General features: G+C 69.2%; 26 protein-coding genes. 14 read left to right on the top strand and 12 right to left on the bottom strand.

Annotated elements, in window-relative coordinates; translation table 11 throughout:
* Positions 1-11 precede the first annotated feature (11 nt).
* The 3 genes from HDC31_RS01945 to HDC31_RS01935 are packed head-to-tail and all read right to left on the bottom strand — an operon-like array spanning position 12 to position 2,743.
* On the bottom strand, positions 12-431 hold the full coding sequence (locus HDC31_RS01945; RefSeq protein WP_113681625.1) for an RbsD/FucU family protein: 420 nt from the start codon (positions 429-431) through the stop codon (positions 12-14).
* Positions 432-462: 31 nt separating this feature from the next.
* Positions 463-1,461, bottom strand: a complete 999-nt coding sequence (locus tag HDC31_RS01940; protein WP_113681626.1) for an aldo/keto reductase — start codon at positions 1,459-1,461, stop codon at positions 463-465.
* The gene (locus HDC31_RS01935; RefSeq protein ID WP_179515768.1) at positions 1,448-2,743 is read right to left on the bottom strand and encodes an L-fuconate dehydratase; all 1,296 of its coding nucleotides are present in this window, start codon (positions 2,741-2,743) and stop codon (positions 1,448-1,450) included. The genes HDC31_RS01940 and HDC31_RS01935 overlap by 14 nt, the downstream gene beginning before the upstream one ends.
* A 123-nt stretch (positions 2,744-2,866) precedes the next feature.
* Here HDC31_RS01935 and HDC31_RS01930 point away from each other — a divergent pair, with 123 nt between their 5' ends.
* Both HDC31_RS01930 and HDC31_RS01925 read left to right on the top strand, forming a co-directional pair.
* On the top strand, positions 2,867-3,727 hold the full coding sequence (locus tag HDC31_RS01930) for a fumarylacetoacetate hydrolase family protein (RefSeq protein WP_046747527.1): 861 nt from the start codon (positions 2,867-2,869) through the stop codon (positions 3,725-3,727).
* Positions 3,709-4,491, top strand: a complete 783-nt coding sequence (locus HDC31_RS01925; RefSeq protein WP_113681628.1) for an SDR family NAD(P)-dependent oxidoreductase — start codon at positions 3,709-3,711, stop codon at positions 4,489-4,491. Before HDC31_RS01930 ends, HDC31_RS01925 begins: the two co-directional genes overlap by 19 nt.
* A gap of 87 nt (positions 4,492-4,578) precedes the next feature.
* On the opposite strand, the gene HDC31_RS01920 is transcribed toward HDC31_RS01925, so the two are convergent.
* On the bottom strand, positions 4,579-5,490 hold the full coding sequence (locus HDC31_RS01920) for an amidohydrolase (protein ID WP_061017502.1): 912 nt from the start codon (positions 5,488-5,490) through the stop codon (positions 4,579-4,581).
* A gap of 47 nt (positions 5,491-5,537) precedes the next feature.
* On the opposite strand from HDC31_RS01920, the gene HDC31_RS01915 reads away from it, so the two are divergent.
* Positions 5,538-6,215, top strand: a complete 678-nt coding sequence (locus HDC31_RS01915; RefSeq protein WP_113681629.1) for a FadR/GntR family transcriptional regulator — start codon at positions 5,538-5,540, stop codon at positions 6,213-6,215.
* 18 nt (positions 6,216-6,233) lie between these two features.
* Here the strand turns inward: HDC31_RS01915 and HDC31_RS01910 are convergent, their stop codons facing one another.
* Positions 6,234-6,896, bottom strand: coding sequence for a transaldolase family protein (locus HDC31_RS01910; RefSeq protein ID WP_113681630.1), 663 nt, complete (start codon positions 6,894-6,896; stop codon positions 6,234-6,236).
* 118 nt (positions 6,897-7,014) lie between these two features.
* Here HDC31_RS01910 and HDC31_RS01905 point away from each other — a divergent pair, with 118 nt between their 5' ends.
* The 5 genes from HDC31_RS01905 to HDC31_RS01885 are packed head-to-tail and all read left to right on the top strand — an operon-like array spanning position 7,015 to position 10,851.
* Entirely contained in the window at positions 7,015-7,977 is a 963-nt protein-coding gene (locus tag HDC31_RS01905; RefSeq protein ID WP_179515767.1) for a ribokinase, read from the top strand.
* A gap of 38 nt (positions 7,978-8,015) precedes the next feature.
* Positions 8,016-8,420, top strand: coding sequence for a D-ribose pyranase (rbsD, locus tag HDC31_RS01900; RefSeq protein ID WP_113681631.1), 405 nt, complete (start codon positions 8,016-8,018; stop codon positions 8,418-8,420).
* A complete protein-coding gene (locus HDC31_RS01895; protein WP_113681632.1) occupies positions 8,420-9,232 on the top strand; it encodes a GntR family transcriptional regulator in 813 nt (270 codons plus the stop codon). The genes rbsD and HDC31_RS01895 overlap by 1 nt, the downstream gene beginning before the upstream one ends.
* Positions 9,233-9,253: 21 nt before the next feature.
* Positions 9,254-10,312 (top strand): PLP-dependent cysteine synthase family protein, encoded by a 1,059-nt coding sequence (locus HDC31_RS01890; RefSeq protein WP_179515766.1) that lies wholly within the window; start codon positions 9,254-9,256, stop codon positions 10,310-10,312.
* 23 nt (positions 10,313-10,335) lie between these two features.
* Positions 10,336-10,851 carry a glycine cleavage system protein R gene (locus tag HDC31_RS01885; protein WP_046747674.1) on the top strand — a complete coding sequence of 172 codons (516 nt, stop codon included), beginning with the start codon at positions 10,336-10,338 and terminating at the stop codon, positions 10,849-10,851.
* 118 nt (positions 10,852-10,969) lie between these two features.
* Here the strand turns inward: HDC31_RS01885 and HDC31_RS01880 are convergent, their stop codons facing one another.
* Positions 10,970-11,647, bottom strand: a complete 678-nt coding sequence (locus tag HDC31_RS01880; protein ID WP_046747518.1) for a FadR/GntR family transcriptional regulator — start codon at positions 11,645-11,647, stop codon at positions 10,970-10,972.
* Between the two features lie 165 nt (positions 11,648-11,812).
* On the opposite strand from HDC31_RS01880, the gene HDC31_RS01875 reads away from it, so the two are divergent.
* Genes HDC31_RS01875 through HDC31_RS01860 form a run of 4 tightly spaced genes read left to right on the top strand, consistent with a single transcriptional unit; the run spans position 11,813 to position 16,302 of the window.
* A complete protein-coding gene (locus HDC31_RS01875) occupies positions 11,813-13,048 on the top strand; it encodes an aminotransferase class V-fold PLP-dependent enzyme (RefSeq protein ID WP_141368423.1) in 1,236 nt (411 codons plus the stop codon).
* 60 nt (positions 13,049-13,108) lie between these two features.
* A complete protein-coding gene (locus HDC31_RS01870; protein WP_113680152.1) occupies positions 13,109-14,419 on the top strand; it encodes a sugar ABC transporter substrate-binding protein in 1,311 nt (436 codons plus the stop codon).
* A gap of 3 nt (positions 14,420-14,422) precedes the next feature.
* Positions 14,423-15,385 carry a carbohydrate ABC transporter permease gene (locus HDC31_RS01865; RefSeq protein ID WP_058631669.1) on the top strand — a complete coding sequence of 321 codons (963 nt, stop codon included), beginning with the start codon at positions 14,423-14,425 and terminating at the stop codon, positions 15,383-15,385.
* Complete coding sequence (locus tag HDC31_RS01860) at positions 15,382-16,302, top strand: carbohydrate ABC transporter permease (protein ID WP_197077676.1); 921 nt, start codon at positions 15,382-15,384, stop codon at positions 16,300-16,302. The genes HDC31_RS01865 and HDC31_RS01860 overlap by 4 nt, the downstream gene beginning before the upstream one ends.
* 103 nt (positions 16,303-16,405) lie before the next feature.
* Here HDC31_RS01860 and HDC31_RS01855 read toward each other — a convergent pair whose 3' ends face one another.
* The 5 genes from HDC31_RS01855 to HDC31_RS01835 all read right to left on the bottom strand — a co-directional run bounded on the left by HDC31_RS01855 (position 16,406) and on the right by HDC31_RS01835 (position 20,703).
* Positions 16,406-17,419, bottom strand: coding sequence for an aldo/keto reductase family protein (locus tag HDC31_RS01855; RefSeq protein ID WP_113680153.1), 1,014 nt, complete (start codon positions 17,417-17,419; stop codon positions 16,406-16,408).
* Between the two features lie 54 nt (positions 17,420-17,473).
* Positions 17,474-17,995: a hypothetical protein gene (locus HDC31_RS01850; protein WP_257021914.1), complete on the bottom strand. Its 522-nt coding sequence runs from the start codon at positions 17,993-17,995 to the stop codon at positions 17,474-17,476.
* Between the two features lie 10 nt (positions 17,996-18,005).
* A complete protein-coding gene (locus HDC31_RS01845) occupies positions 18,006-18,278 on the bottom strand; it encodes a hypothetical protein (protein ID WP_179515765.1) in 273 nt (90 codons plus the stop codon).
* An 88-nt stretch (positions 18,279-18,366) separates the two neighbouring features.
* Positions 18,367-20,007: a DUF4407 domain-containing protein gene (locus HDC31_RS01840; RefSeq protein WP_061015089.1), complete on the bottom strand. Its 1,641-nt coding sequence runs from the start codon at positions 20,005-20,007 to the stop codon at positions 18,367-18,369.
* 132 nt (positions 20,008-20,139) lie between these two features.
* On the bottom strand, positions 20,140-20,703 hold the full coding sequence (locus HDC31_RS01835) for a TetR/AcrR family transcriptional regulator (protein ID WP_113680163.1): 564 nt from the start codon (positions 20,701-20,703) through the stop codon (positions 20,140-20,142).
* A gap of 65 nt (positions 20,704-20,768) precedes the next feature.
* Between HDC31_RS01835 and HDC31_RS01830 the strand changes: the two genes are divergently transcribed.
* Complete coding sequence (locus HDC31_RS01830; RefSeq protein ID WP_113680154.1) at positions 20,769-21,446, top strand: NAD(P)H-dependent oxidoreductase; 678 nt, start codon at positions 20,769-20,771, stop codon at positions 21,444-21,446.
* Here the strand turns inward: HDC31_RS01830 and rlmN are convergent.
* A complete protein-coding gene (rlmN, locus tag HDC31_RS01825) occupies positions 21,395-22,681 on the bottom strand; it encodes a 23S rRNA (adenine(2503)-C(2))-methyltransferase RlmN (RefSeq protein ID WP_179515764.1) in 1,287 nt (428 codons plus the stop codon). The genes HDC31_RS01830 and rlmN overlap by 52 nt on opposite strands.
* A 70-nt stretch (positions 22,682-22,751) precedes the next feature.
* Here rlmN and HDC31_RS01820 point away from each other — a divergent pair, with 70 nt between their 5' ends.
* A complete protein-coding gene (locus HDC31_RS01820; RefSeq protein WP_113680155.1) occupies positions 22,752-23,291 on the top strand; it encodes a ribosomal protein L7/L12 in 540 nt (179 codons plus the stop codon).
* Positions 23,292-23,302: the final 11 nt, after the last annotated feature.

Below are 23,302 nucleotides of genomic sequence, written 5' to 3'. Positions count from 1 at the left end.
TCGCTCCTTCGTCAGGCCGAGGGGTGGCCGACCACACCCTTGCGCAGCAGCGCGTTGCCGTATTTGCGCGTCTCACCCGTGCGCACCATCAGATACGCGGTCTTCGCGACCTCGTAGTAGGCGAACCGCTCGACGAAGGCCGTCGTGTCCACGGCTGTGCCCGCCGCCGCCATGAGCTCGCGCTGCACGTCGAGCACCTCGCCGTCGGCCGAGGTCATCAGATCGAGGCCGGGGGCGTCGTCCAGCGGCAGCACGGTGCGGATGACAGCCACCACCTCAGGCGTCGTGGTGCCGGGCAGGTCGATCACACGTGCGCCCAGACCCCACGCGGGGAAGTGCGCGTCGGCGACGACCACGGCATCGGAGTGCCCCATGCGGTCGAGGTGCAGCAGCAGCTCTCCCGTCAGCAGGGGATGGATTCCTTCGAGCACGAGTGCTCCTCTCGTCGAGCCGTCGGGTGGTTCAGGAGACGCCTGAGCCGGCCGGGATGAGCCCCTCCGCTGCGAGGTTGTCCCACAGCGCGGCCGGGATGTCGAGGGCGGCATACTCCGCATTCTGCTGCAGCTGCGCCGGACGACTGCCACCCACCACGACCGAGCGTACGACCTCGGACTGCAACGGGAACTGGATCGCCGCGGCCGGCAGGGGCACATCGTGGTCGGCGCACACCGCGGCGATGCGCACCAGGCGCTCCCACAGCTCGTCGGGGAGCTGCCCGTACTCGTAGCGGCCATCCCTCCGCGGCTCGTTCGAGGCCAGCAGTCCGGAGTTGAACACCGACGCCGCGACGATCCCGGTCCCGGTCTCCCGGCACGCGGGCAGCACGTCGACCGCTGCGGGCTGCTCCAACAGCGTGTAGCGGCCGGCCACCATCACGAGGTCGAGGTCCGCGGAACGCACGGATGCCGCGAGGGCTTCCGACACCATCGAGCCGATGCCGATCGCGGTCACCTCGCCGTCCGCGCGCAGCTGCTCCAGGGCCGGAAGGGCCTCGGCGAGCGCGAGGTCGAGGTCGTGCCGCTCCGGGTCGTGCAGGTAGAGGAGGTCGATGCGCTCGATGCCGAGCCGCTCGCGGGACTCGTCCAGGCTCCTCCGGATGCCGTCCGCCGAGAAGTCCCACACGCGCTGGAGGTCGTCAGGCACGTGGAAGTCGTTCGCGGTGTCGAGGCCGCCGGCGTGGTCGGGGTTCGAGCGCAGCAGCCGGCCGACCTTGGTCGAGAGCACGTACTCGTCGCGCGGCTTGGTCTGCAGGAAGGCGCCGAGGCGACGCTCGGAGAGCCCGAGGCCGTAGTGCGGAGCGGTGTCGTAGAAGCGGATGCCGCTCTCCCACGCCGCGTCCAGCACCGCCCACGCGTCGTCGTCGGACAGCTCACGGAAGAGGTTGCCGACGTTCGCGGCACCATAGCCGAGAGTCGGGACGGTCAGGCGGTCCGGCACGATCACACCGTCAGACGCCGACATGCGCGCCCGTCCAGGTGTACGCGGCGATGCTCTCAGCCTTCATCTCCATGCCCGTGCCCGGCGTGGTGGGAGCCATGTAAGAGCCGCCCTGGATGTCGGTCGGCACCACGAAGTGCTCGTGCAGGTGGTCGACGAACTCGATCATCCGGCCCTCGCGCGTGCCGGTGACGGCGACGAAGTCGAACATCGACAGGTGCTGCACGGCCTCGCACAGGCCGACACCGCCGGCGTGCGGGCAGACCGGCACCCCGAACTTGGCGGCGAGCAGCAGGTTGGCGATGTTCTCGTTCACGCCCGCGACCCGCACGGCGTCGATCTGCATGACGGAGATGGCCTCGGCCTGCAGCAGCTGCTTGAAGATGACGCGGTTCTGCGCGTGCTCACCGGTGGCGACGCGGATCGGGGCGATGCCTCTGGCGATCTCGGCGTGGCCGAGCACGTCGTCGGGGCTCGTGGGCTCCTCGATCCACGCGGGGTGGAACTCGGCGAGCGCGTTCACCCACTCGATCGCCTCGGACACCTCCCAGCGCTGGTTCGCGTCGATCGCGATCGGGAAGTCCGGGCCGCACACCTCGCGCGCCTTGCGGAAGCGGCGGATGTCGTCCTGCAGGTCGGCGCCGACCTTGAGCTTGATCTGGGTGAAACCGTCGGCCATGGCCTCGCGGGCGAGGCGTTCGAGCTTCTCATCGGAGTAGCCGAGCCAGCCGGGGCTGGTCGTGTAGCCCGGGTAGCCGGTGGCGAGCAGCTGCTGCTCCCGCTCGGCCCTACCGGGCTCTGCGGCCCGCAGGATCCCGAGGGCGTCCTCGCGGGTGAGGGCGTTGGTGAGGTAGCGGAAGTCGACGAGGTCGACGAGCTCCTCCGGCGTCATGCGGGCGAGGAGCTGCCAGAGCGGGAGGCCCGCACGCTTGGCCTTGATGTCCCACAGCGCGTTGATGACCGCGCCGATGGCCATGTGCATGACGCCCTTCTCGGGGCCGAGCCAGCGCAGCTGCGAGTCGCCGATGATGTCACGGAACGTGCCGCCCATGTCGTCGAGCAGAGGCTCGATCTCGCGTCCGACCAGGTGGCCGGCGAGCGCGTCGATCGCGGCGACCTGCACGTCGTTGCCGCGGCCGATCGTGAAGACGAAGGCGTGCCCCTCGATGTCGTCGTCCGCGTCGGTGCGCACGATGACGTACGCGGCCGAGTAGTCGGGGTCGGGGTTCATCGCATCCGACCCGTCCAGGCTCAGAGACGTGGGGAAGCGGATGTCGGTGGTGTCGAGGGCGACGATACGGCTCACGGGATTCCTCTCCATGCACGGGTGATTTCTCCGTGCGGATCTCTTGGAGTGTAAACATCCGATGTCTATACTGTCAACGAGACCGGCCGCCTCGTCGCGGCCTCCCGACCGATCAGGAGAAACATGAAGTTCGCGCGGCTCGGCACCCCCGGGAATGAGATCCCCGTCCTCGTGGAGGGCGACCGATACCTCGACCTCCGCCCCGTAACATCCGATGTGGACGGAGCCTTCCTCGAGAGCGACTTCGGCTCCCGCGTCACCGCCGCCCGCGATGCCGGAGAACTCCCCGAGCTCGCGGATGCCTCCTCCCTGCGCGTCGGCGCCCCGATCGCACGGCCGAGCGCCGTGATCTGCATCGGCATGAACTACGCCGCCCACGCGGCCGAGTCGGGATCGGAGCCGCCCACCATCCCGATCCTCTTCCTCAAGACGCCGAACACGGTCGTCGGCCCTGACGACACGGTGACGATCCCCCGCGGCAGCGAGAAGACCGACTGGGAGGTCGAGCTCGGCATCGTGATCGGCACCCGCACCGCGTACCTCGACTCGCCGGAGGAGTCGATGGCGCACGTGGCCGGCTTCGTCGCCGCGAACGACGTGTCCGAGCGCGACTTCCAGATGGCGGTCTCCGGGGGGCAGTGGTCGAAGGGCAAGATCGCCGCCGGCTTCAATCCGACCGGACCGTGGCTGGTCACCCCCGACGAGGTCGACCACCAGGCGCTCGGCCTGCGCAGCTTCGTGAACGGCGAGCCGCGGCAGGACTCGAACACGAGCGACATGATCTTCACGGTCGAGCAGATCGTGCACCACCTGTCGCAGTACGTGACGCTCGAGCCCGGAGACCTGATCCTCACCGGCACCCCGCAGGGCGTCGCACTGTCGGGCAAGTACCCCTACCTGGCCGCGGGCGACGTGGTCGAGATCGAGATCGACGGCCTCGGTCGTCAGCGACAGGAGTTCGTGGCATGGGAGGCCCGGAAGTGAGCGCATTGAACGGACTGGATGGATTGAACGGGCTGGTGGCGATCGTCACCGGCGGAGCATCCGGAATCGGCGCGGCGATCGCACAGCGCCTGCACGCCGACGGAGCGACGATCGCGGTGCTCGATCGCGACACCGCCACGGCCGACCCCGCCTTCGCCGCCTTCACGGCCGACGTCTCCGACCGCGCGAGCGTCGACGCCGCTGTGGCTGCCGTCGGCGAGAAGTTCGGACGCATCGACATCGTCGTGAACAACGCCGGTATCGGCGCGCAGGGCGACATCGCCGCGAACGACGACGACGAGTGGGCCCGAGTGCTCTCGGTCAACGTGACCGGCATCGCCCGCGTCACGTCTGCCGCCCTGCCCTGGCTGCGGAAGTCGCCGGCGGCCGCGGTCTGCAACACGGCTTCCATCGCCTCGACCACCGGCCTGCCGCAGCGCGCGCTCTACAGTGCGTCGAAGGGTGCGGTCTCCGCCCTCACCCGTGCGATGGCCGCCGATCACCTGCGCGAAGGCATCCGCGTGAACGCCGTCAACCCGGGAACGGCAGACACCCCATGGGTGGGGCGACTTCTCGACTCGGCCACCGATCCCGCCGCGGAGCGCGCCGCCCTCGAAGCGCGCCAGCCCCACGGACGCCTGGTCAGCCCCGACGAGGTCGCTGCGGCGGTCGCCTACCTCGTGGGCCCGTCAGCCGGCTCGACCACCGGAACCTTCATCGAGGTCGACGGCGGCATGGCCCAGCTGCGCCTGCGCGCGGAGTAGCCCCTCGCTTTCGAATCGCGCAACCGGCTCCATCCGCACCCTGGACATCCGAAGCATGGTCCGGACCGGTTGCGCGATTCGAAAACCTCAGGCCGAGGCGTCGATCCGGTAGAACCGCTCGGCGTTGCGCCAGAACAGGGCGTCGACATCGTGGCCGCGCGCCTCCGCCCACGCGATGACGACATCGGCCCCGCGCGATCGTGCCGTGGGCTGGTAGGCCACCTTCTCGCGCTCGGGTGCGTCGGGCGCAGCGGACTCGGCCGGACCGATCGCCGAGACGGGCCAATCGCTCCCCCACATCAGGCGCTCGACGCCGAAGGCATCGGCGGCCACGTCGAGGAACGGCACCAGCTGCTCCGCCGCCCAGTCTCCCCCTGCCTCCGCCTGCAGACCGGAGAGCTTGCAGAACGCGTTCGCGTGGCCCGCCACCTCCGTCAGGTCGCGCACCCATTCGGCTGAGGGCGCGAGCGGCGCAGCAGCCGTGCCGACCGCCGGCTTGCCGAGGTGGTCGAGCACGATCCGCAGCTCGGGGATCGCTGCCGCGAGACGCGCCACCTCGGGCAGCTGCTCGGCACGGACGCAGGCGTCGAAGGCGAGGTCGCGCCGAGCCACCTCCCGCGCTCCGGTCACGAATGCGGCGGAGAGGGCCAACCCGTCAGGGCCGTCCTGCAGGAGGTGACGCACGCCGACGACGAGAGGCTCCGCCGCGAGACTCTCCAGGTGCACCACCGTGTCGGTACCCCGATCCAGACGGATGCCGGCCACGATCCCGATCACGCCCGCCGCGGGGGCGAGCTCCTCGACCCAGCGCACCTCGTCGAGGAAGTCGTCTTCGACGGTCTCCGCCTGCACGAAGATCGACCGCTCGGTCTCCGCACGCGCCACACGGGCACGCTCCAGCTCCGCCCCGGCGAAACGTCCTGAGAGCGGCCCGTCGAGCCACGTGTAGGTCAGGGCCTCCGGATCCCAGAGGTGCAGATGTGAATCGAGAACACGCATGGCTCCCATCCTGCCGGAGACATCCGATCAATCGCTAGGATGACGCCATGGCAGTCACCGACGAGGCGATCGAGAAGATCAAGGCGATGATCGTGGCGGGCGAACTCGCCCCGGGCGATCGGCTTCCCCCGGAGAAGGAGCTGTCCGAACGGCTCGGCCTCTCCCGCAACTCCATGCGCGAGGCGGTCAAGGCGCTCGAGGTCATCCGGGTGCTGGACGTGCGACGAGGCGACGGCACCTATGTCACGAGCCTGGAACCCCACCTGCTGCTGGAGGCGATCTCGTTCGTCGTCGACATGCACGACGACGATTCGATGCTCGAGATCTTCGCGGTCCGTCGGATGCTGGAGTCGCAGGCGACGGGGTTGGCGGCCACGCTCGGCACCGAGGAGCAGATCTCCGAGCTGCGTGACGAAGTCGACGCGGTCGATGCGGCCGTCACGATCGAGGCGCTCGTCGACCACGACATCCGCTTCCACCGTGAGATCGTCGCGATGTCGGGCAACGCGTATCTCGCGAGCCTGATCGAGCACCTGAGCAGCCAGACCGTGCGTGCGCGGGTCTGGCGCGGCCTCACGGAGGCCGGCGCGGTCGAGCTCACCCTGTCGGAGCACAGGGCCATCGCCGACGCGATCGCCCAGCACGACTCCGCCCTCGCGACCTCGCTCGCCACCGCGCACATCGCGGGTGTCGAGCGCTGGCTGCGTCAGGCCGCGGCGAACTGATCCGCTCCGGGGCGTCGCTCAGGCGCCGAGGCGCACCATCGTGGCGTCGAACTCGGTGGCGGAGCTGTCGCTCACCTCGTGGAAGAGCACCTCGTCCAGCACGTCGGGCGCTGCGGTGAAGTACGGCACTCCGGCCAGGCGCAGCCCCGTGATGTCGTCGGCCGAACGCAGCGAGGCGGCGAGCACGTTCGAGTCGCTGCCCGCACACACCTCCTGCATCCGTGCGATGGTGTGGTCGCCGTCGAGGCCGGCGTCGCGCATCCGACCGAGGTAGGGCGCGATGTACTGGGCGCCGATCGAGGCGCACGCGAGCGCCTGCGCGACCGAGTACACCGCGGTGACGAGCACGGTCGCGCCGTCGCGCACGAGGTTCGATGCCGCGGCGAAACCCGCAGTGGTCGCCGGCACCTTCACCGCTACCCGTTCGCCCAGCGCGCGGATGCCCTCGGCATTGCGCAGGAAGGAGTCCGTGTCGCCTCCCCACGTCTGGAAGAAGATCTCACGCGCGCCTTCCGCCTCCCATCGGGCGTAAAGCTCGGGGATGTCGGCTGCGGTGCGACCGCCGCGCTCGAGGATCGTCGGGTTCGTGGTGACGCCGTGCACCACCCCGGCGGCGAGCAGGCGGGAGACGCGGTCGACGTCGGCACTGTCGACGTACAGGCGTGGCGCGATCGGGTTCATCGGGGTCTCCTCGCGGACAACCTGTCGTTACAGGTGCGGATTCGGCTAATGTAATGACAGCCACCGCGGTCTGTCAAAGCGTCGGCTACGCCTGCCGTCGAAGGAGATCAGGAGCGAGATGACCCCCGCACACCCCCAGGATCGCACCGGCGTCGTGATCGTCGGAAGCGTCACGGCCGACGTCACCACCTTCTCCGGACGCCTCCCCGCCAGGGGCGAGACCATCCTGGGCGACGAGTTCACCCTCATGCTGGGAGGCAAAGGTGCCAACCAGGCCGTCGCCGCCGGGCGCTCGGGTGCACGGACGAGCTTCGTCGGCTGCGTGGGCGACGACCTCTTCCACGATCTCGTCGTCGACGGGCTCACGGCCGCCGGGGTCGACCTGGCGCACCTGCGCACGGTTCCCGGCCCGACCGGTGTGGCGCACATCCGCGTCGACTCCTCGGCGCAGAACGACATCGTGATGGTGCCGCTGGCCAATGCGGCCCTGAGTGCCGCACAGATCGACGAGGCACTCGCGGCTCTCGCTCCCACCACGTCGGTGCTGCTCACGCAGCTCGAGACCCCCTCTGCGCTCACCGCGCACATCACCGCGCGGGGACGCGAACACGGCATGACGGTCATCCTCGATCCCGCCCCTGCCGCCGAGCTCGACGCCGAGATCTGGCGGAGCATCGACATCGTCACCCCCAACGAGACCGAGGCGACGCTGATCAGCGGCATCGAGGTCACGGACGCGGACTCGGCCGAGCGCGCCGGCCGCTGGTTCCTCGCACAGGGGGTGGGCGCCGCGGTCATCACACTCGCGGGCCAGGGGTCATGCGTCGTGACGGCGGAGGGCGCCGCCGTGATCCCGCCGTTCCCCGTCGACGCCGTGGACACGACAGCAGCGGGAGACGCCTACGCGGGCTATCTCGGTGCAGCTCTCGCCAGCGGGAGCAGCCTGGAGGACGCCGTGCGGCTGGCAACGGCGGCGGGCGCGCTCACGGTCACCAAGCAGGGCGCATCGCCGAGCCTTCCCCACCGCGCGGAGGTCGAGGCATGCCTGGCCGAGCGCACCACCACATCCGTCGCGAGCTGAACTCCGCGATCCGCGCATCCGGAGAACCGAGGAGACCCATGCGAAAGACCGCCACCACGATCAACCCCGCGCTCTCCCGCGTGATCAGCGAGACCGGGCACACCGACCTGATCGTCGTCACCGATGCGGGCCTGCCCATCCCGCCAGGCTCTGAGCGCATCGACCTGGCGTATCGACCGGGGGCTCCGGCCTTCCTCGACGTGCTCGACACCGTGCTCGCCGAGCTGGTGGTCGAGGGCGCCACCGTCTCGGCCGAGGTGGCGGAGCAGAGTCCCGAAGTGCTCGAGGCGTTGCGGGAGCGGTTCGCCGGTGAGGGCTTCGAGATCGAGCTCATCCCGCACGTCGATTTCAAGAAGCTCAGCCAGGGCGCCCGCGCGTTCGTGCGCTCCGGGGAGTTCACCCCCTACGCGAACGTGATCCTGCACGCGGGGGTGGCGTACTGATGGCCATCGTCGACGACGCGATCGATCGGCATTCCGCCGCACCCATGTACGACCAGCTGCGCCAGCTGATCATCGACGGCATCGCCCGCGACGGCCTGCAGCCCGGCGATCCGCTGCCCGGCGAGCACCGGCTGTGCGAGCGCTACGGCATCTCGCGCACCGTGGTGCGTCAAGCGCTCGCCCAGCTCGAACACGAGGGGCTCGTCGAGCGCGTGAAGGGCAAGGGCACCTTCGTCTCCCGGCCCCGCACCAGCGAGAGCCTGGTGCATACGCTGGTCGGTCTGTACGACGACGTCGAGCGTCGCGGCGGCCACGTGCACAGCGACGTGCTGCGCCACGAGCGGACGACGGCGGATGAAGAGGTCGCGCTCGCCCTGGAGGTGCCCGTCGGCTCTGCCGTCGTCGTGCTGGAGCGTCTGCGCCACGTCGACGGCGAGCCGTGGTCGCTCTCGACGACCTGGATGCCCGAAGCCGTGGGCTCGGTGACGCTCGGCGCCGACCTGACCGAGGCGTCGCTGTACCGGCTGCTCGCCGACAACGACATCGTCGCGACGCACGGCGTGCGCTCGGCGGAGGCGACCGTGGCCACGCACGAGCAGGCGCAGCATCTCGGGGTCAGCGCTGGTTCGGCCCTGCTGCGTCTGCGCAGCATCAGCCGCAGCGCCGACGGTACGCCCATCGAGTACTTCATCGCGTATCACCGCGGCGACCGGTCGCGCTTCGAATTCCAGCTGCAGCAGGAGCAGTCGCAGGCCTCGCTGCTGCACGTGGACGGCGAGGGCGGGGCATCGCGCGCCGGAACGGTCGGCTGACCGCCCGGTAGTCTCGAGGGCATGAGCGACTGGACCAGCACCGCGATCGCCCTGCTGGAAGCCGATGCCAACCGCAGCGCCGACACGCACCTGCACCTGTTCCCGCTGCCGCCCGAATGGGGCATCGACCTGTACCTCAAGGACGAGTCGGTGCACCCGACCGGGTCCCTCAAACACCGCCTCGCGCGGTCACTCATCCTCTACGGGCTGGTGAACGGACGCATCCGCGAAGACACCACGCTCGTGGAATCGTCGAGTGGGTCGACCGCGGTCTCCGAGGCGTACTTCGCCCGGATGCTGGGCCTGCAGTTCATCACCGTCGTGCCGCGTTCGACGGTGCAGGAGAAGATCGACCTCATCGAGTTCTACGGCGGCACCTGCCACTTCGTCGACCGCGCGGAGGACATGTCGCCCGAGGCGCAGCGCCTCGCATCGGACTGCACCGGCCACTACCTCGACCAGTTCACGTTCGCGGAGCGCGCGACCGACTGGCGCGGCAACAACAACATCGCCGAGAGCGTGTTCAGCCAGCTCTCCCAGGAGCGCCACCCCATCCCCACCTGGATCGTCACGGGTGCGGGCACGGGAGGCACCAGCGCCACATTCGGCCGCTACGTGAAGTACCGGATGCACGACACCAAGGTCGCGGTCGTCGACCCGGAGGGTTCAGCCTTCTACGACGGCTGGGCCGGCACGGTGGATCCGCCGGCCGGACGCCCGAGTCGCATCGAGGGCATCGGCCGCCCGCGCGTCGAGGCGTCGTTCGTGCCCACCGTGATCGACGAGATGATCCAGGTCCCCGATGCGGGGTCGATCGCCGCGATCCGCCTGCTGCGTGAACGCACCCTGCACTGGGCCGGCGGGTCGACGGGCACGAACCTCTACGGCGCGTTCCAGCTCATCGCCCGGATGCGAGCTGCGGGCGAGACCGGCAGCGTCGTGACCCTGATCTGCGACAGCGGAGTCCGCTACGCCGGCACCTACTACTCCGACGAGTGGGTCGCACGGCAGGGCTGGGACCTCGCCCCGCACCGCGCCCTGCTGGAGCGGTTCCTGGAGACCGGGGTCTGGGTGGAGTGAGGGCAGCGGGCTACGCTGGCCGCATGACTACTCTGATCCTCACCGTCGCGGGCGCAGACCGTCCTGGCCTCGTTGCCGCCGTCGCCGATGTCGTGGATGCGCACGGCGGCAACTGGGAGAACAGCTCGCTGGCCGAGCTCGCCGGCACGTTCGCGGGCGTGATCGAGGTCTCGGTCGCCGACGACAAGGAGGCCGAGCTGACGTCGGCGCTCCGCGGCCTCCAGGGTCAAGGGCTGCTCACCCTCGCCGTGCTCACCGGCAGTCCGGACGCAGCCGCCGCCGACGATCGGCTGCTCGAGATCCAGGTGCTCGGCAACGACCGACCCGGCATCGTGCGCGAGGTCTCCGGCGTGCTGAACGCTCACGCCCTGAGCATCGAGGAGCTCGCCACCGAGACGCGCGATGCCGCGATGGCGGGCGGGCGCCTGTTCGAGGCGTCGGTCACCGCGAAGGTGCCGGCCGACGTCGACCTCGACGCCCTGCGCGCCGACCTCGAGCGCATCGCCGCCGAGATCCAGGTCGACATCACCCTCGGCTGAGGTCTCCCGCCCCCTCCCCGCCGAGACCCACGGTCCGCGCCGAGACCCACGGTGAAAGCCGCCGCTGGGCGTGGGTCTGGGCGACAACGATGGGTTTCGACGCTGGGTGTCGGGGGCGTCAGAGTCCGGAGTACTTGCGCACCCAGTACTCCGTGTACGCGACGTGCGCGGAGGCCGCGGCACTCGCAGCCACCGGATCCGCCGCGGCCAGGCCGCGCAGGATGGCGCGGTGCCCGGCATCGGAGTGGATCTTGAGCTCCGCGGCATCCTCGGGGTCGGAGATGCGATACGCCCGGGAGCGCGAGCGCAGCACGTCGATGAGGCTGGTCAGCGCCTCGTTGCCCGCGACCGCGGAGATCGCCATGTGGAATTCGTGATCGAGTCGTGACTGCGCCTCGAAGTCGGTGGTCGCCTCGATCTCGTCGAGCACGCGGTCCAGCGACTCCACCGTCTCGTCGTCGATGCGCGCCGCGGCCAGTGCAGCGGCGTGGGGTTCCAGCACTCGGCGCAGCTCCGTCAGTTCGAGCACGCCCGCCATCGGCAGCAGTCCGACGGTGAGCGAGAGGCTGCCGATCAGGTCGGCGGCGCGCAGCTCGCTGACGTAGCTGCCCGATCCGTGTCGCGTCTCGAGCACCCCGAGGGCGGCGAGGGTACGGATCGCCTCGCGCAGGGATCCGCGGGAGACACCGAGGGTCTCGCAGAGCTCTCCCTCGCTGGGAAGCCGGTCGCCCGGCCGCAGCGCGCCGTCCGCGATCAAGGCCCGCAGCCCGTGCAGCGCCGTGTCGAGTGCGCTCATCGTCGTCCTCCAGACACTCCGCCGTTCTTCGTGAAGTCTGTCGGAAGGCGGTGTTTCCGCAAACTCGTATGACAAGTATGTTTCATCACCGGAGTTTTGTAGCGGAATCGGCAGCCCTGTGGCAAAGTTGTGCAACAACTTGCCCGAACTCACCGATGAGGACCGATGCCCGCACCGCTGTTCCCCGCACCGCTCACGCTGACCTCCGGCATGCCAGCGCGCGACGCCTGGCCCCTCGACCCGTCCGTGATCCACCTGAACCACGGGTCCTTCGGCGCGGTCCCGTCCGTCGTCGTCGCGCAGCAGGACGCTCTGCGCCGCCGCGCGGACCTCAGCCCCGTCGAGTGGTTCCCGCGCATCGCGGAGCGCGTGCAGGAGGCCCGCGAGCGCACCGCCCCGTTCGTCGGTGCCCGCGCCGAGGACAGCGCCTTCGTGCCCAACGCCTCCGCCGCCGCGACCGTGGTCTTCAATGCCCTGCGACTCGACGCCGGCGACGAGATCCTCGTGACCGATCAGGGGTACGGCGCGATCACGATGGGCGCCGAACGCCTCGCCCGGCGCTTCGGCGCGACGGTCCGCGCCGTCGCGGTGCCGCTGCTCGCCTCCGATGACGAGATCGTGCAGCTCTTCGCCGACGAGCTCAGGCCGAGTACCCGACTGATCGTCGTCGACCAGATCACCTCGCCGACCGCCCGCCTCCTGCCCACCCGACGTATCGCCGACGCCGCAGCCGAACACGGCGTGCGCACCCTCGTCGACGGCGCTCACGCCCCCGGCCTGGTCCCCGACGCGGCCGCTGTCGCCGGCGGGGACTGGTGGTTCGGCAACATGCACAAGTGGCCGTGCGCACCGCGGGGCTCGGCTCTTCTGGTCACGACGGCGCCCGACCGCGACGAGCTCTGGCCGCTGATCGACTCCTGGGCCGCGCGCGAGCCGTACCCCTCGCGCTTCGACACGCAGGGCACGATCGACGCGACCACGTACCTGGCCACTCCGACCGCCATCGACTTCATCGAGAGCGAGTTCGGATGGGCAGCGGCTCGCACGGCGATGGCGGAGATCGCCGACGCCGGCGCCGAACTGATCGCCGAGGCTCTGCGCCCGTACAGCGACGAGGACCCCCTCACTCCCCTCCCCTCCCCAGTGCCGTCGATGCGCCTCGTGCGCCTCCCGCTCGGCCTGGGCGCGACGAGAGAGGAGGCCGACGCGCTCCGGATGGATCTGCTCGACGAGGTCGGTGTCGAGACGGCATTCACGAGCTTCCGCGGCGTCGGCTACTTCCGGCTGTCCGCACACCTCTACAACGAGGCATCCGACTACGAGGCCTTCGTCGAACGCTGCATCCCACAGATCCTCCGTCGCGCCGGCATCCGCCAGGCCGACTCCCTCGTCCTTCCCTGAACGCGAGCGTCCGTCCACCCGACCGCAACACCCACCCCCACCCCCATCGAGAGGCACATCGTGAAGAACAAGATCTTGACGACCGCAGCGGGATTCGGCACCGTCGCCGTCCTCGCACTCACCGGCTGCTCCGCAGGCTCCGGCCCCACCGACGACGGCTCCGTCCAGCTGCAGATGGTCGAGAGCCTGACCAACCCCGCCCGTACGGAACTGCTGCGCGGGCTGCTCGACGACTTCGAGAAGGCCAACCCGAAGATCACCGTCACCCTCGTCTCCCCGCCCACCGAACAGGCCGACCAGAAGATCCAGCAGATGCTGCAGTCCGGCAAGGGCGTCGACGTGCTCGAGGTGCGCGACATCACCGTCGGGCCGTTCGCGAACAACGGCTGGCTGTACGACCTCGGGCCCGACCTGAAGAAGTGGGACGGCTGGGACGCGCTGACCGAGAACGCGCAGTCCGCCTCGGTCGCGGAGGACGGGAAGAGCTACTTCGTCCCCTACGGCTTCTACGGGCTGTCGCTGTTCTACCGCACCGACCTCGTGAAGGATGCCGGCTTCGACGGCCCGCCGCACAGCTGGAAGGACCTGCTGGAGCAGGCGTCGGCGATCCAGGACCCGTCGAACAACATCTACGGGTACGCCTTCCGCGGCGGCCAGAACGCGAACAGCAACGTCGTCGCGGCGATCGAGGCCTACACGATCGACGGCCTCGACACGGAGGACGCGTTCCTCATGGAGGACGGCTCGACGATCTTCGCGGCTCCCGAGGCACAGGATGCCGTCGACGACTACTTCGACCTCTTCAAGGAGGCGTCGCCGCCGTCCGCCGTGTCGTGGGGCTACCCCGAGATGGTCGCCGGGTTCACGAACGGCACAACGGCCTTCCTCCTGCAGGACCCGGAGGTCATCGCGACGGTGCAGGACTCGTCGCTGACCGAGGACCAGTGGGACACCGCCCCGCTGCTCGTCGGCCCGTCCGGCAAGGCCGCGCAGCCCCTCGCCGTCGCCGGCTGGGGTGTCGCCGAGAACAGCGAGAACAAGGAGGCGGCGGTCAAGCTGGTCGAGTTCCTGTCGTCCGCCGAGCCCGCGACCGAGTTCGCGCAGGCCAACAGCCTGGTGCCCATCATCGCCTCCGCCGCAGATGACGACTTCTACTCGTCCGGCCCGTGGACCAGCTACGTCACCATGACCGAGGACCCGGAGACCTACGTCAACGTGCGCCAGCCGCGCGGGGTCAGCTGGTGGACCGAGTGGATCCAGAAGTCCGACCAGGACGTGCAGAACGTGCTGCTCGGCAACATGTCCACGAAGGATCTCCTCGCGTCGTGGGATGCGTTCTGGACCGAGAAGTACGCCGCGGAGAAGGGTTGATCCGTGGCCCGCACCGCTCATGAGGGAGGCTCCGTCGGCACTGCTTCGCAGCAGCCGGCCGGCGGGGCTTCCCCGGCATCGCGTCGCCGCCCCTTCCGGGGTCGCACGGCGCTCACGCTGCTGGCGTTCCTCGCGCCGGCGATCGTCTTCGTCTGCTGGTTCACCTACTGGCCGATGCTGCAGGGCGCACGCATGGCCTTCCACGACTGGAACCTGTGGGACCTGACGTCGACGCCGTTCGTGGGTTTCGACAACTTCGTCGCCGTGTTCCGGGATCCCGCCTTCCCGACCGTCGCCTGGAACTCGGTGCTCTGGGTGGTCGGCTCGCTCGTTCCGCAGCTCGTGATCGGCTTCCTCATCGCGCTCGCGCTGCGCAAGCGTTTCCGCTTCCGCGGGCTCTACCAGGCGCTGGTGTTCTTCCCGTGGGCGGTGTCCGGCTTCCTGATCGGCATGCTGTTCCGCTGGATGTTCAACGCCGAGTTCGGCGTCGTCAACGACCTGCTCATGAAAGCGGGCCTGATCGACGCCCCGCTGCCGTGGCTGGCCGACCCGAAGCTCGCGATGTTCGCCGTGATCGTCGCGAACATCTGGTACGGCGTGACCTTCTTCGCGATCATGATCCTCGCAGCTCTGCAGTCGGTGCCGGACGAGATGCTGGAGGCGGCGAGCCTGGACGGCGCCGGCAAGGTGCGGCAGCTGTTCTCCATCATCATCCCGTACATCTCGATGACGCTGCTGCTGACGATCCTGCTGCGCGTGATCTGGATCTTCAACTTCCCCGACATCATCTACGCGATGACGAACGGCGGCCCGGCCAACCAGACCCACATCATCACGACCTGGATGATCAACTACACGCAGCAGGGCAACTACGGCATCGCGAGCGCCATCGGGCTCATCGTCGTGGCATTCCTCATGGTCTTCTGCGCGTTCTACCTGATGGCGATGCGGAGAGTGCAGCGATGACCATCACCTCATCCGTCCGGACCGGATCCTCGGTCACGGAGACCCGTCGCATCACGGTCCCCGACCCGAAGGCCGCACCGCGCCCGAAGCCCCGTGTCACGGCGGGCGGTGTGGTGCGTGTCGTCGGCCTGGGGCTGTGGCTGCTGATCACCCTGTTCCCGCTGTACTGGATCACGCTCACCGCGTTCAAGTCGCCGGGGACCATCAACCGCTTCCCGATCGAGTACTGGCCGAGCGAACCCTCGCTGGACAACTTCACGAGCCTGTTCGAGAAGAGCTCGTTCGGGACGTTCCTGGCGAACTCGGCCATCGTGGCGGTTTCAGCCGGGGCGGTGGCGACGCTCATCGCGCTGCTCAGCGCCTACGTGCTGGCGCGGTTCGAGTTCCGCGGCAAGGGGGCGGTGCTCATCGCGTTCCTGTTGACGCAGATGATCCCGGCGTTCATCGCCCTCGGACCGCTGTACTCGATGATGACCGACCTCGGCCTCGTCGACACCAAGCCGGGGCTCATCCTCGTCTACATCGCGATCTGCATCCCGTTCTCCACGGTCATGCTGCGGGGCTTCTTCGAGAACGTCCCCGACGCGCTCGAAGAAGCGGCGATGATCGACGGCTGCTCGCGCCTTGGCGCCCTGTTCCGGGTGCTCGTGCCGGTGATGACCCCCGGCATCATCGCGGCGTTCATCTTCAACTTCGTGAACTGCTGGAACGAGCTGTTCCTGTCGGTCGTGCTGATGAACACCGACGCGAACCGCACCGTGCCATCGGCGCTGAACGGCTTCATCTCCACGTTCAACATCGACTGGGGCTCCATGAGCGCCGCGGCCGTGCTGACGATCCTCCCGACGATGGTGATGTTCGCCCTCGCCAGCCGCTGGATCGTCCAGGGCCTGACCGCCGGCGCGGTGAAGGAGTAACCCAGCGCCGAGACCCACCCCCAACGCCGAGACCCACCCCCGCACACGTCAGCGGGAGTGGGTCTCGGCGTTTCCGATGGGTCTCGGCGTCTGGATCAGGAAGTCAGACGAGCCGGGACTTCGGTGAGACCGAGTAGGTGTTCTCGGCGTCGCGGTTGACCGTGTCGCCGAGAGCCTCGTCGATCGCGGTCATCGTGTCGGCGTCGAGCTTCACACCGGAGGCCTTGACGGTCTCGGCGAGCTGCTCCGGACGGGAGGCGCCGACGAGGGCCGCCGCCACGTTCGGGTTCTGCAGCACCCACGCGATCGCGAGTTGCGGCATCGACAGCCCCGCCTGCTCCGCGATCGGCTTGAGGCGCTGCACTGCGGTGAGGATGCCGTCCTGCAGGAAGCTCTTGATGAAGTCGGCGCCGCTGTGCGGGTCGGTCGCCCGAGAGCCCTCCGGAACCGGCTGACCCGGCAGGTACTTTCCGCTCAGCACACCCTGCGCCATCGGCGACCAGACGATCTGCGAGATGCCGAGCTCCTCAGACGCCGGGACGACCTTGCCCTCGATGACCCGCCACAGCATCGAGTACTGCGGCTGATTGGAGATGAGCTGGATGCCGAGCTGCTTCGCCAGCGCGTGCCCTTCACGCAGCTGCTCCGCGGTCCACTCCGAGACGCCGATGTAGAGCGCCTTGCCCTGACGGACCACGTCGGCGAAGGCCTGGAACGTCTCCTCGAGCGGGGTCTCGTAGTCGAAGCGGTGCGCCTGGTAGAGGTCGACGTAGTCGGTGCCGAGACGCGTCAGCGAACCGTTGATCGACTCGAAGATGTGCTTGCGACTCAGGCCCGTGTCGTTCGGACCCTTGGGCCCGGTCGGGAAGTAGACCTTGGTGAAGATCTCCAGCCCTTCGCGACGCTGACCCTCCAGGGCCTTGCCGAGCACGACCTCGGCCGCCGTGTTCGCGTAGGTGTCCGCAGTGTCGAAGGTGGTGATGCCGGCGTCCAGGGCGGCGTGCACGGTCTTGACCGCGGCGTCGTCCTCGACCTGCGATGCGTGCGTGACCCAGTTGCCGTAGGTGATCTCCGATACCTTGAGACCACTGTTGCCGAGATAGCGATAGTTGACCATGGATCAACGCTACTGGCTGCCCGCGCCGGCGGGGCCGGATGGAGGCGGACGGCCTCAGTCGGGCGCTGCGGCACCGCTTCGGCGCGCGGAGACCACGGCCCCCACAGCGACGAGCACGACCCCCGAGAGCACACTCACGACATAGAGCGGCACAGCCCAGGGCGAGTAGTCGCCGCCGCTGATGCCGAAGGCGTCGGCGAGCCCCATGCCGGCACCGAACGAGGCCGCGAAGTAGCCGATCGCACCGAGCATCAGCAAGGCCAGGAATCCCATCACCGGGACGAGCGGGTGCGCGCCCGTGCGGACCGCGACGACCGCGAGCACCACGGCGAGTGCGACGCCGATGCCGAGGACGAGAAGAGCCTGACCCGGCATCAGGCTCTCCCCGGCTTCCGACATCGCGAAACGAATCTCGTCGAGCGTTCGACCAGGGGCTGCGGCGAGCGGGTTGAGCACGAGGATCTGCACGGCGGCGAACGCGGCGTAGGCGAGGACGGCGAGCACACCGACGATCGAGATCCACAGAGTCCGGCGCTGCATCCGTGTCATGCGGGTCATGCGGGTCATCCGGGTCATCCGGGTCATCCTAGGAACGCATCCCGAGAGTCTCCCGATACTCGCGCCACGCCCCACCGAGACGGCGGGTGCCCTCCTCCAGCACATCGTCGGGCGCGGTGAACGGGATGCGGATATGGTCGTCCGGCGAGACCGACACGGCGAACGCGGCGCTTCCGGCGATCGAGACGCTGATCACCGGAGCGCACTGGGCACGCACACCGTCCACCGTGGCGCTGATCCGCTCCATCGCCGTCGCCGTCCGCGACGACCCGGCGCTCCGAACCACCCGGATCCGCGACATCGAACCAGAGCAGGCACCACCGATGTCGGAGCGGATTCCTGAGCTCCTCTGAGCACCAGCCGACCGGCTCCCTGCCACGTGGCTCAGCTCAGCCGATCGTCGGACGAACCAGCTGCTCCTGCTCCTCGAGCGTCTGCGCCTGCGCGCGCTTCTCGGCTCGCTCCCGCTCCTGCGCCTCGGCCGCCTCCCGACGTTCCGCGCGCGTCTGCGGCTCGCCGGAACCGGACTCCGCCTGTATCTCCTGGGATTGATCCGTCACGATCTGCGCACGGTCGCGGAACCCCTCGGCCGTCACCTTGTCGAGGGCGACCTGCTTGCGGATCGCGGCGGCCTTCTCGTAGAGACTCGGGTCGCCATAGCTCGTGAGCACCTTGACCAGCACCGGCAGCAGCTCGATCATGAAGAACAGGGCCGCGATCAGGATGTGCGCCCACAGGATCGTGGGCTCCTTCTCGCTGAGTCGGTTCAGTCCACTGATCTGGCTGAGCAGGCCGACCGCTCCCGCGTTGCCCTGCGCCACGGCATCGGCGCGCGCGTTGTACGCGGCGAGCGCCTGGTCGTAGGAGTCACGAGCCGTCGGCAGCTGCGACTTCGCCTGCTCACGGTTCTGCGCCTCGGACGAGGTGGTGTTCTCCTTGGCCGCGGTGCCGGCGGCGGCGAGCTCCTCGTTCGCGGTGCGCAGCTGTGCGGCGAGCGCGTCGTAGGTCTGCTGTGCTTCGGCGAGCTGGGCCTTGGCGGCATCGGAGCTGGCACCCTGGCCGTTGACGCCGGTGCAGCCGGGAACAGTGCCGGCGCCTTCACCGGTCAGCTCGCACTGATACAGCACCCGAGCCTGATCGATCACGGCCTGCTGGGCGGTCATCTTCGCGGTGACGTCATCGACCGTGGCCTGAGCCGCCGACTCGGTGGCCGACGAGGAGTCGGTTCCTGCGACGATGCCCGTGGCCGCCTGGTTCTCGAGCTCGGCGACCTTGGCGGAGGCCGCGTCGAGCGCGATCTTCTCCGGACCGGACTCGAGAGCCTCCTGGTCGGACTGCGACTGGGTGATGTTGGTGGAGGCGACCTCGCGGGCGATGTCGTTGTGGAAGATCTGCAGCACGAGCGGCTCTGCCACGACGAAGCCGATGATCGCAGCCATGATCACACGCGGGATGGCGAGCCCGATGAGGCGCCAGACATTCCTCGTCGAGCTCATGGTCGAGGTGAGGAAGCGGTCGAGGTTGAAGATGATGAGCGCCCAGACCAGCGCCAGCGGCACGGCCAGCCAGACCGCCGCCTGCACGCCGGTGGTCAGGGCGAACAGCATCGAGATCGCGGACACCAGCGCGGTGCCTGCGAGCACGAAGAACATCTGCACGAAGCGGGGCGTCTCACCGGGGACACGGTCGAGGATCTCGCCCTCCGCACCGCCGAGGATCGCGAGGGTGCGAGCGCGCGAGCCGGGAGCGCGGGGTTCGCGCTTCTTGCGGGGCCGGCGGACACGGGGCGCACGTGCGGGCTTCACCGGGGCGGATGCGTCCGGGGCGGGCGCTGCGGTCTCTTCTGCGGTGACGGCGTCGGCGATCGGGGTCGCCTCGGACGAGGACGCGTCTCGGGCGGCGTCTTCGGGTCCGGTGGGCTCGAACTCGCGCAGGAAGTCGAGGTCATCCGTGACGGCGTCGGGTTCGCTGTCGAGGATGATCCGACCCTGCGAGTCGTAACGACCCGGTCGATGGGCGGAATAGGGCATTCGAACAATCTACGAAAGATCGCCTGTGGAAAACGTGGAAGAGTCCTTTGCGGCCTCTCAGGTTGGCTGCTGCCGTCGCGATATTCCAGCCATCTGCGGCCATTCGGGTGTCATATCGCGACCGGAGCGGCGTCAGAGCTGCCGGTCGAGCGCGGCAGCGTAGGTCTCGAGTGCCGCGTCGAGGGTGAAGTGGCCGGCGGCGGCGAGGGTGCCCAGCCCGTGGATCAGCCCCCACAGCGCCACCGCATCGGTCGGACGATCGAGGCCGGCGCCGACGGCTGCCTGGGCGAGCACGGCTTCGAGTCCGTCGATCAGCGGGGCCATCGTGGCCGTGGGCGAGCCGGGGATGCAGACCGTGGGGTCGTACACCGCGTCGAACGCATGCGGATGCTCGACGGCGAAGCGGATGTATGCGCCGCCGCCGGCGGTGAGCGCGGCCTCGGGCGTCGACGCGGACTCGGTCGCCGTACGCACCTGTTCGAGGAGGTCGGCCATGCTGCGTTCGGCGATCGCCTTGAGCAGTCCGAGCCGGTCGGAGAAGTGGTGGTACGGGGCGTTGTGGCTCACGTTCGCGGCCCGTGCGACCTCGCGCAGGCTGATCTCGGCCGCGGGCATGCGCTCCAGCAGCTGCATCGCCGCGTCCTCGAGCGCACGGGCGAGATCGCCGTGGTGATAGCCGTCCTTCGAACTTGACATGAGCAACATCCTCTCCTATCTTGACAGTGTCCACCAGCTTGACACTGTCCAGATAGGAATCAGCCATGCCCGCTCTCGTGATCGACGGCCACCCCGACGCCCGCTCCCTGACCGCGTCGCTCGCGCAGCGCTATGCGGCGGGGCACGGTGACGCACGCGTACTCGCCCTGCGGGACCTCGACTTCGACCCGAGCCTGCGCTTCGGCTACCGCGAGCGCATGACGCTGGAGCCCGACCTCGTCGACGCGAAGCGTGCGTTGCAGGAGGCCGACACCGTGGTCATCGCGACGCCGCTGTGGTGGGGCTCCGTCCCGGCGCTGCTCAAGGGCTTCTTCGACAGGGCCCTGCTACCGCAGCAGGAGTACCGCTACAACAAGCTCGGGCTCCCCGACGGGCTGCTGCCGGCGCGGCACGGCCGGCTGCTGCTGCTCGCGGACACGCCCTGGTTCTTCGCACCGTTCACGGGACTGCCCGCGCAGACCCACGTCGCCCGCGGAACGATGCGCTTCTGCGGGATCCGCTCGGTGCGCACCCATCGCATGCTCGGCGTCAAGGATGCGACGCCCGCGACCATCACCCGGTGGCTCGACCGCGCCGAACGACTCGGCGCCGCTGACGGACGCCGCGACGGCATCCCTCAGGCCGACTCGACGCCTCGGGCCGACTCGACGCCTCAGGCCGACTCGACGCCTCAGGCCAGTGCGGCGGAAGCCGCCTCGTCCTCGGTCGTGGCGACGAGCTGACCGCACGCCCCGTCGATCTCCTTGCCGCGGGTGTCGCGGAGGGTCGTCGGGATGCCGGCGTCGTTGAGCCTGCGCACGAACTCGTCCGTCACATCCTTGTCCGACGACGTCCAGATGGAGCCGGGGGTCGGGTTGAGCGGGATCGGGTTCACGTGCACCCACCCGCGTCCGCGCTGGTTGAGCTTGTCCGCCAGCAGGTCGGCGCGCCAGGCGTGGTCGTTCATGTCCTTGATCAGCGCGTACTCGATCGAGACGCGACGACCCGTCTTGGCGTAGTAGTCGTAGGCCGCGTCGAGGGCCTCGTCGACCTTCCACCGCGAGTTCACCGGGATGAGCTCGTCGCGCAGATGGTCGTCCGGGGCGTGCAGCGAGAGGGCGAAAGTGACCGGGATGCCCTCATCGGCGAGCTTCTTGATCGCGGGTACCAGGCCGACGGTCGAGACCGTGATGCCGCGAGCGCTCATGCCGAGGCCGTCGGGCTGCGGGGCGACCATCGTGCGCACGGCGTCCATCACGCGCTTGTAGTTGGCGAGCGGCTCACCCATGCCCATGAAGACGATGTTCGAGACACGCTCCATGCTGTGGTCGTCGGCCTTCTTGCCGCCCAGGCCACCCTCGGCGATCAGCCGGTTGGCCCGCACGATCTGCTCGATGATCTCGGCGGTCGACATGTTGCGGGTCAGTCCCGCCTGTCCGGTCGCGCAGAACGGGCAGTTCATGCCGCAGCCTGCCTGGCTCGACACGCACAGCGTGATGCGGCCGGGGTAGCGCATGAGCACCGATTCGACCAGGGCCCCGTCGTGCAGGCGCCACAGGAACTTGATCGTGTCACCGCGGTCGGTCTCGAGGCGTCGCACCTCGGTGAGCAGCGGCGGCAGCATCCCGGCGACGAGCTGCTCCCTGGTGTCCGCGGGGAGGTCGGTCATCTGCTCGGGGTCCGACGTGTAGTGCCGGAAGTAATGCGTCGCGAGCTGCTTCGCACGGAAGCCGGGCAGGCCGAGCTCCTTCACCCTGTCGATGCGCTCGGCCGGGGTGAGGTCGGCGAGGTGCACGGGGGGCTTCCCGCGCTTGGGGCTCGCGAACTGCAGGAGCGGGCGCCCTTCGGCATCCTTCTGCTGCGTCCAGCCCTCGGTCGCAGGGCGCACCTGCGGCTTCTTGGTCTCGCGGACGGCCCCCGAACGCGACGACGCGGGTGCTGCGGGGCGCGTCTCGCGCGTGCGGGGAGTCTCGGTCATACCTTCCAGGGTACGCGGTGGCGGATGGGAAGACCCCGGGCGCGAGCGGCTGCCTCCCTAGACTGAGGCCATGGATGCCGTGCTGTGGATCATCGCGATCGTCGTCGGCCTGATCGTGGTCGTCGCCGTCCTCGCCGTGGCCGTCCGGGGGATGCGCCCGAAACTCCCGGATCCCCCGGGGTTCTCCACCGCCCCGCACACCGCCCCTTCCGCCTCCGCCGCTGCGACTCCAGGGCTGACCCCGGAGGTCGTCGCCGAGGTCGACCGCCTCGTGGTGGCGGGTCAGAAGATCCACGCCATCAAGCTCTACCGCGATCACTCCGGCGTCTCGCTCAAAGACGCGAAGGACCGTATCGAGCACTGGTCGGTCAGCACGACGGCTCCGCACCCCGCAGCCGTCTCTCACACGACCGCGCCGCATTCGTCGATCACCGCGACCCCGTCGTCGGTCCGCGCCTCGCTGCCGCCGTCGGTGGCCTCCACGATCGACGCGCAGGTCGCGGGCGGCTCGGCCATCGCGGCGATCAAGACCCTCCGCGAGCACACGGGGCTCGGACTCAAGGAGTCCAAGAACGTGATCGACGCCTGGCCGCACACCCACACGTCCTGATCGAGTTGTCA

The sequence above is a fragment of the Microbacterium sp. JAI119 genome, from assembly GCF_013410135.1.
Classification (GTDB): domain Bacteria; phylum Actinomycetota; class Actinomycetes; order Actinomycetales; family Microbacteriaceae; genus Microbacterium; species Microbacterium oxydans.
Note: the sequence above shows the minus strand (reverse complement) of the source record. Positions and strands in the feature narration are given on the sequence as shown.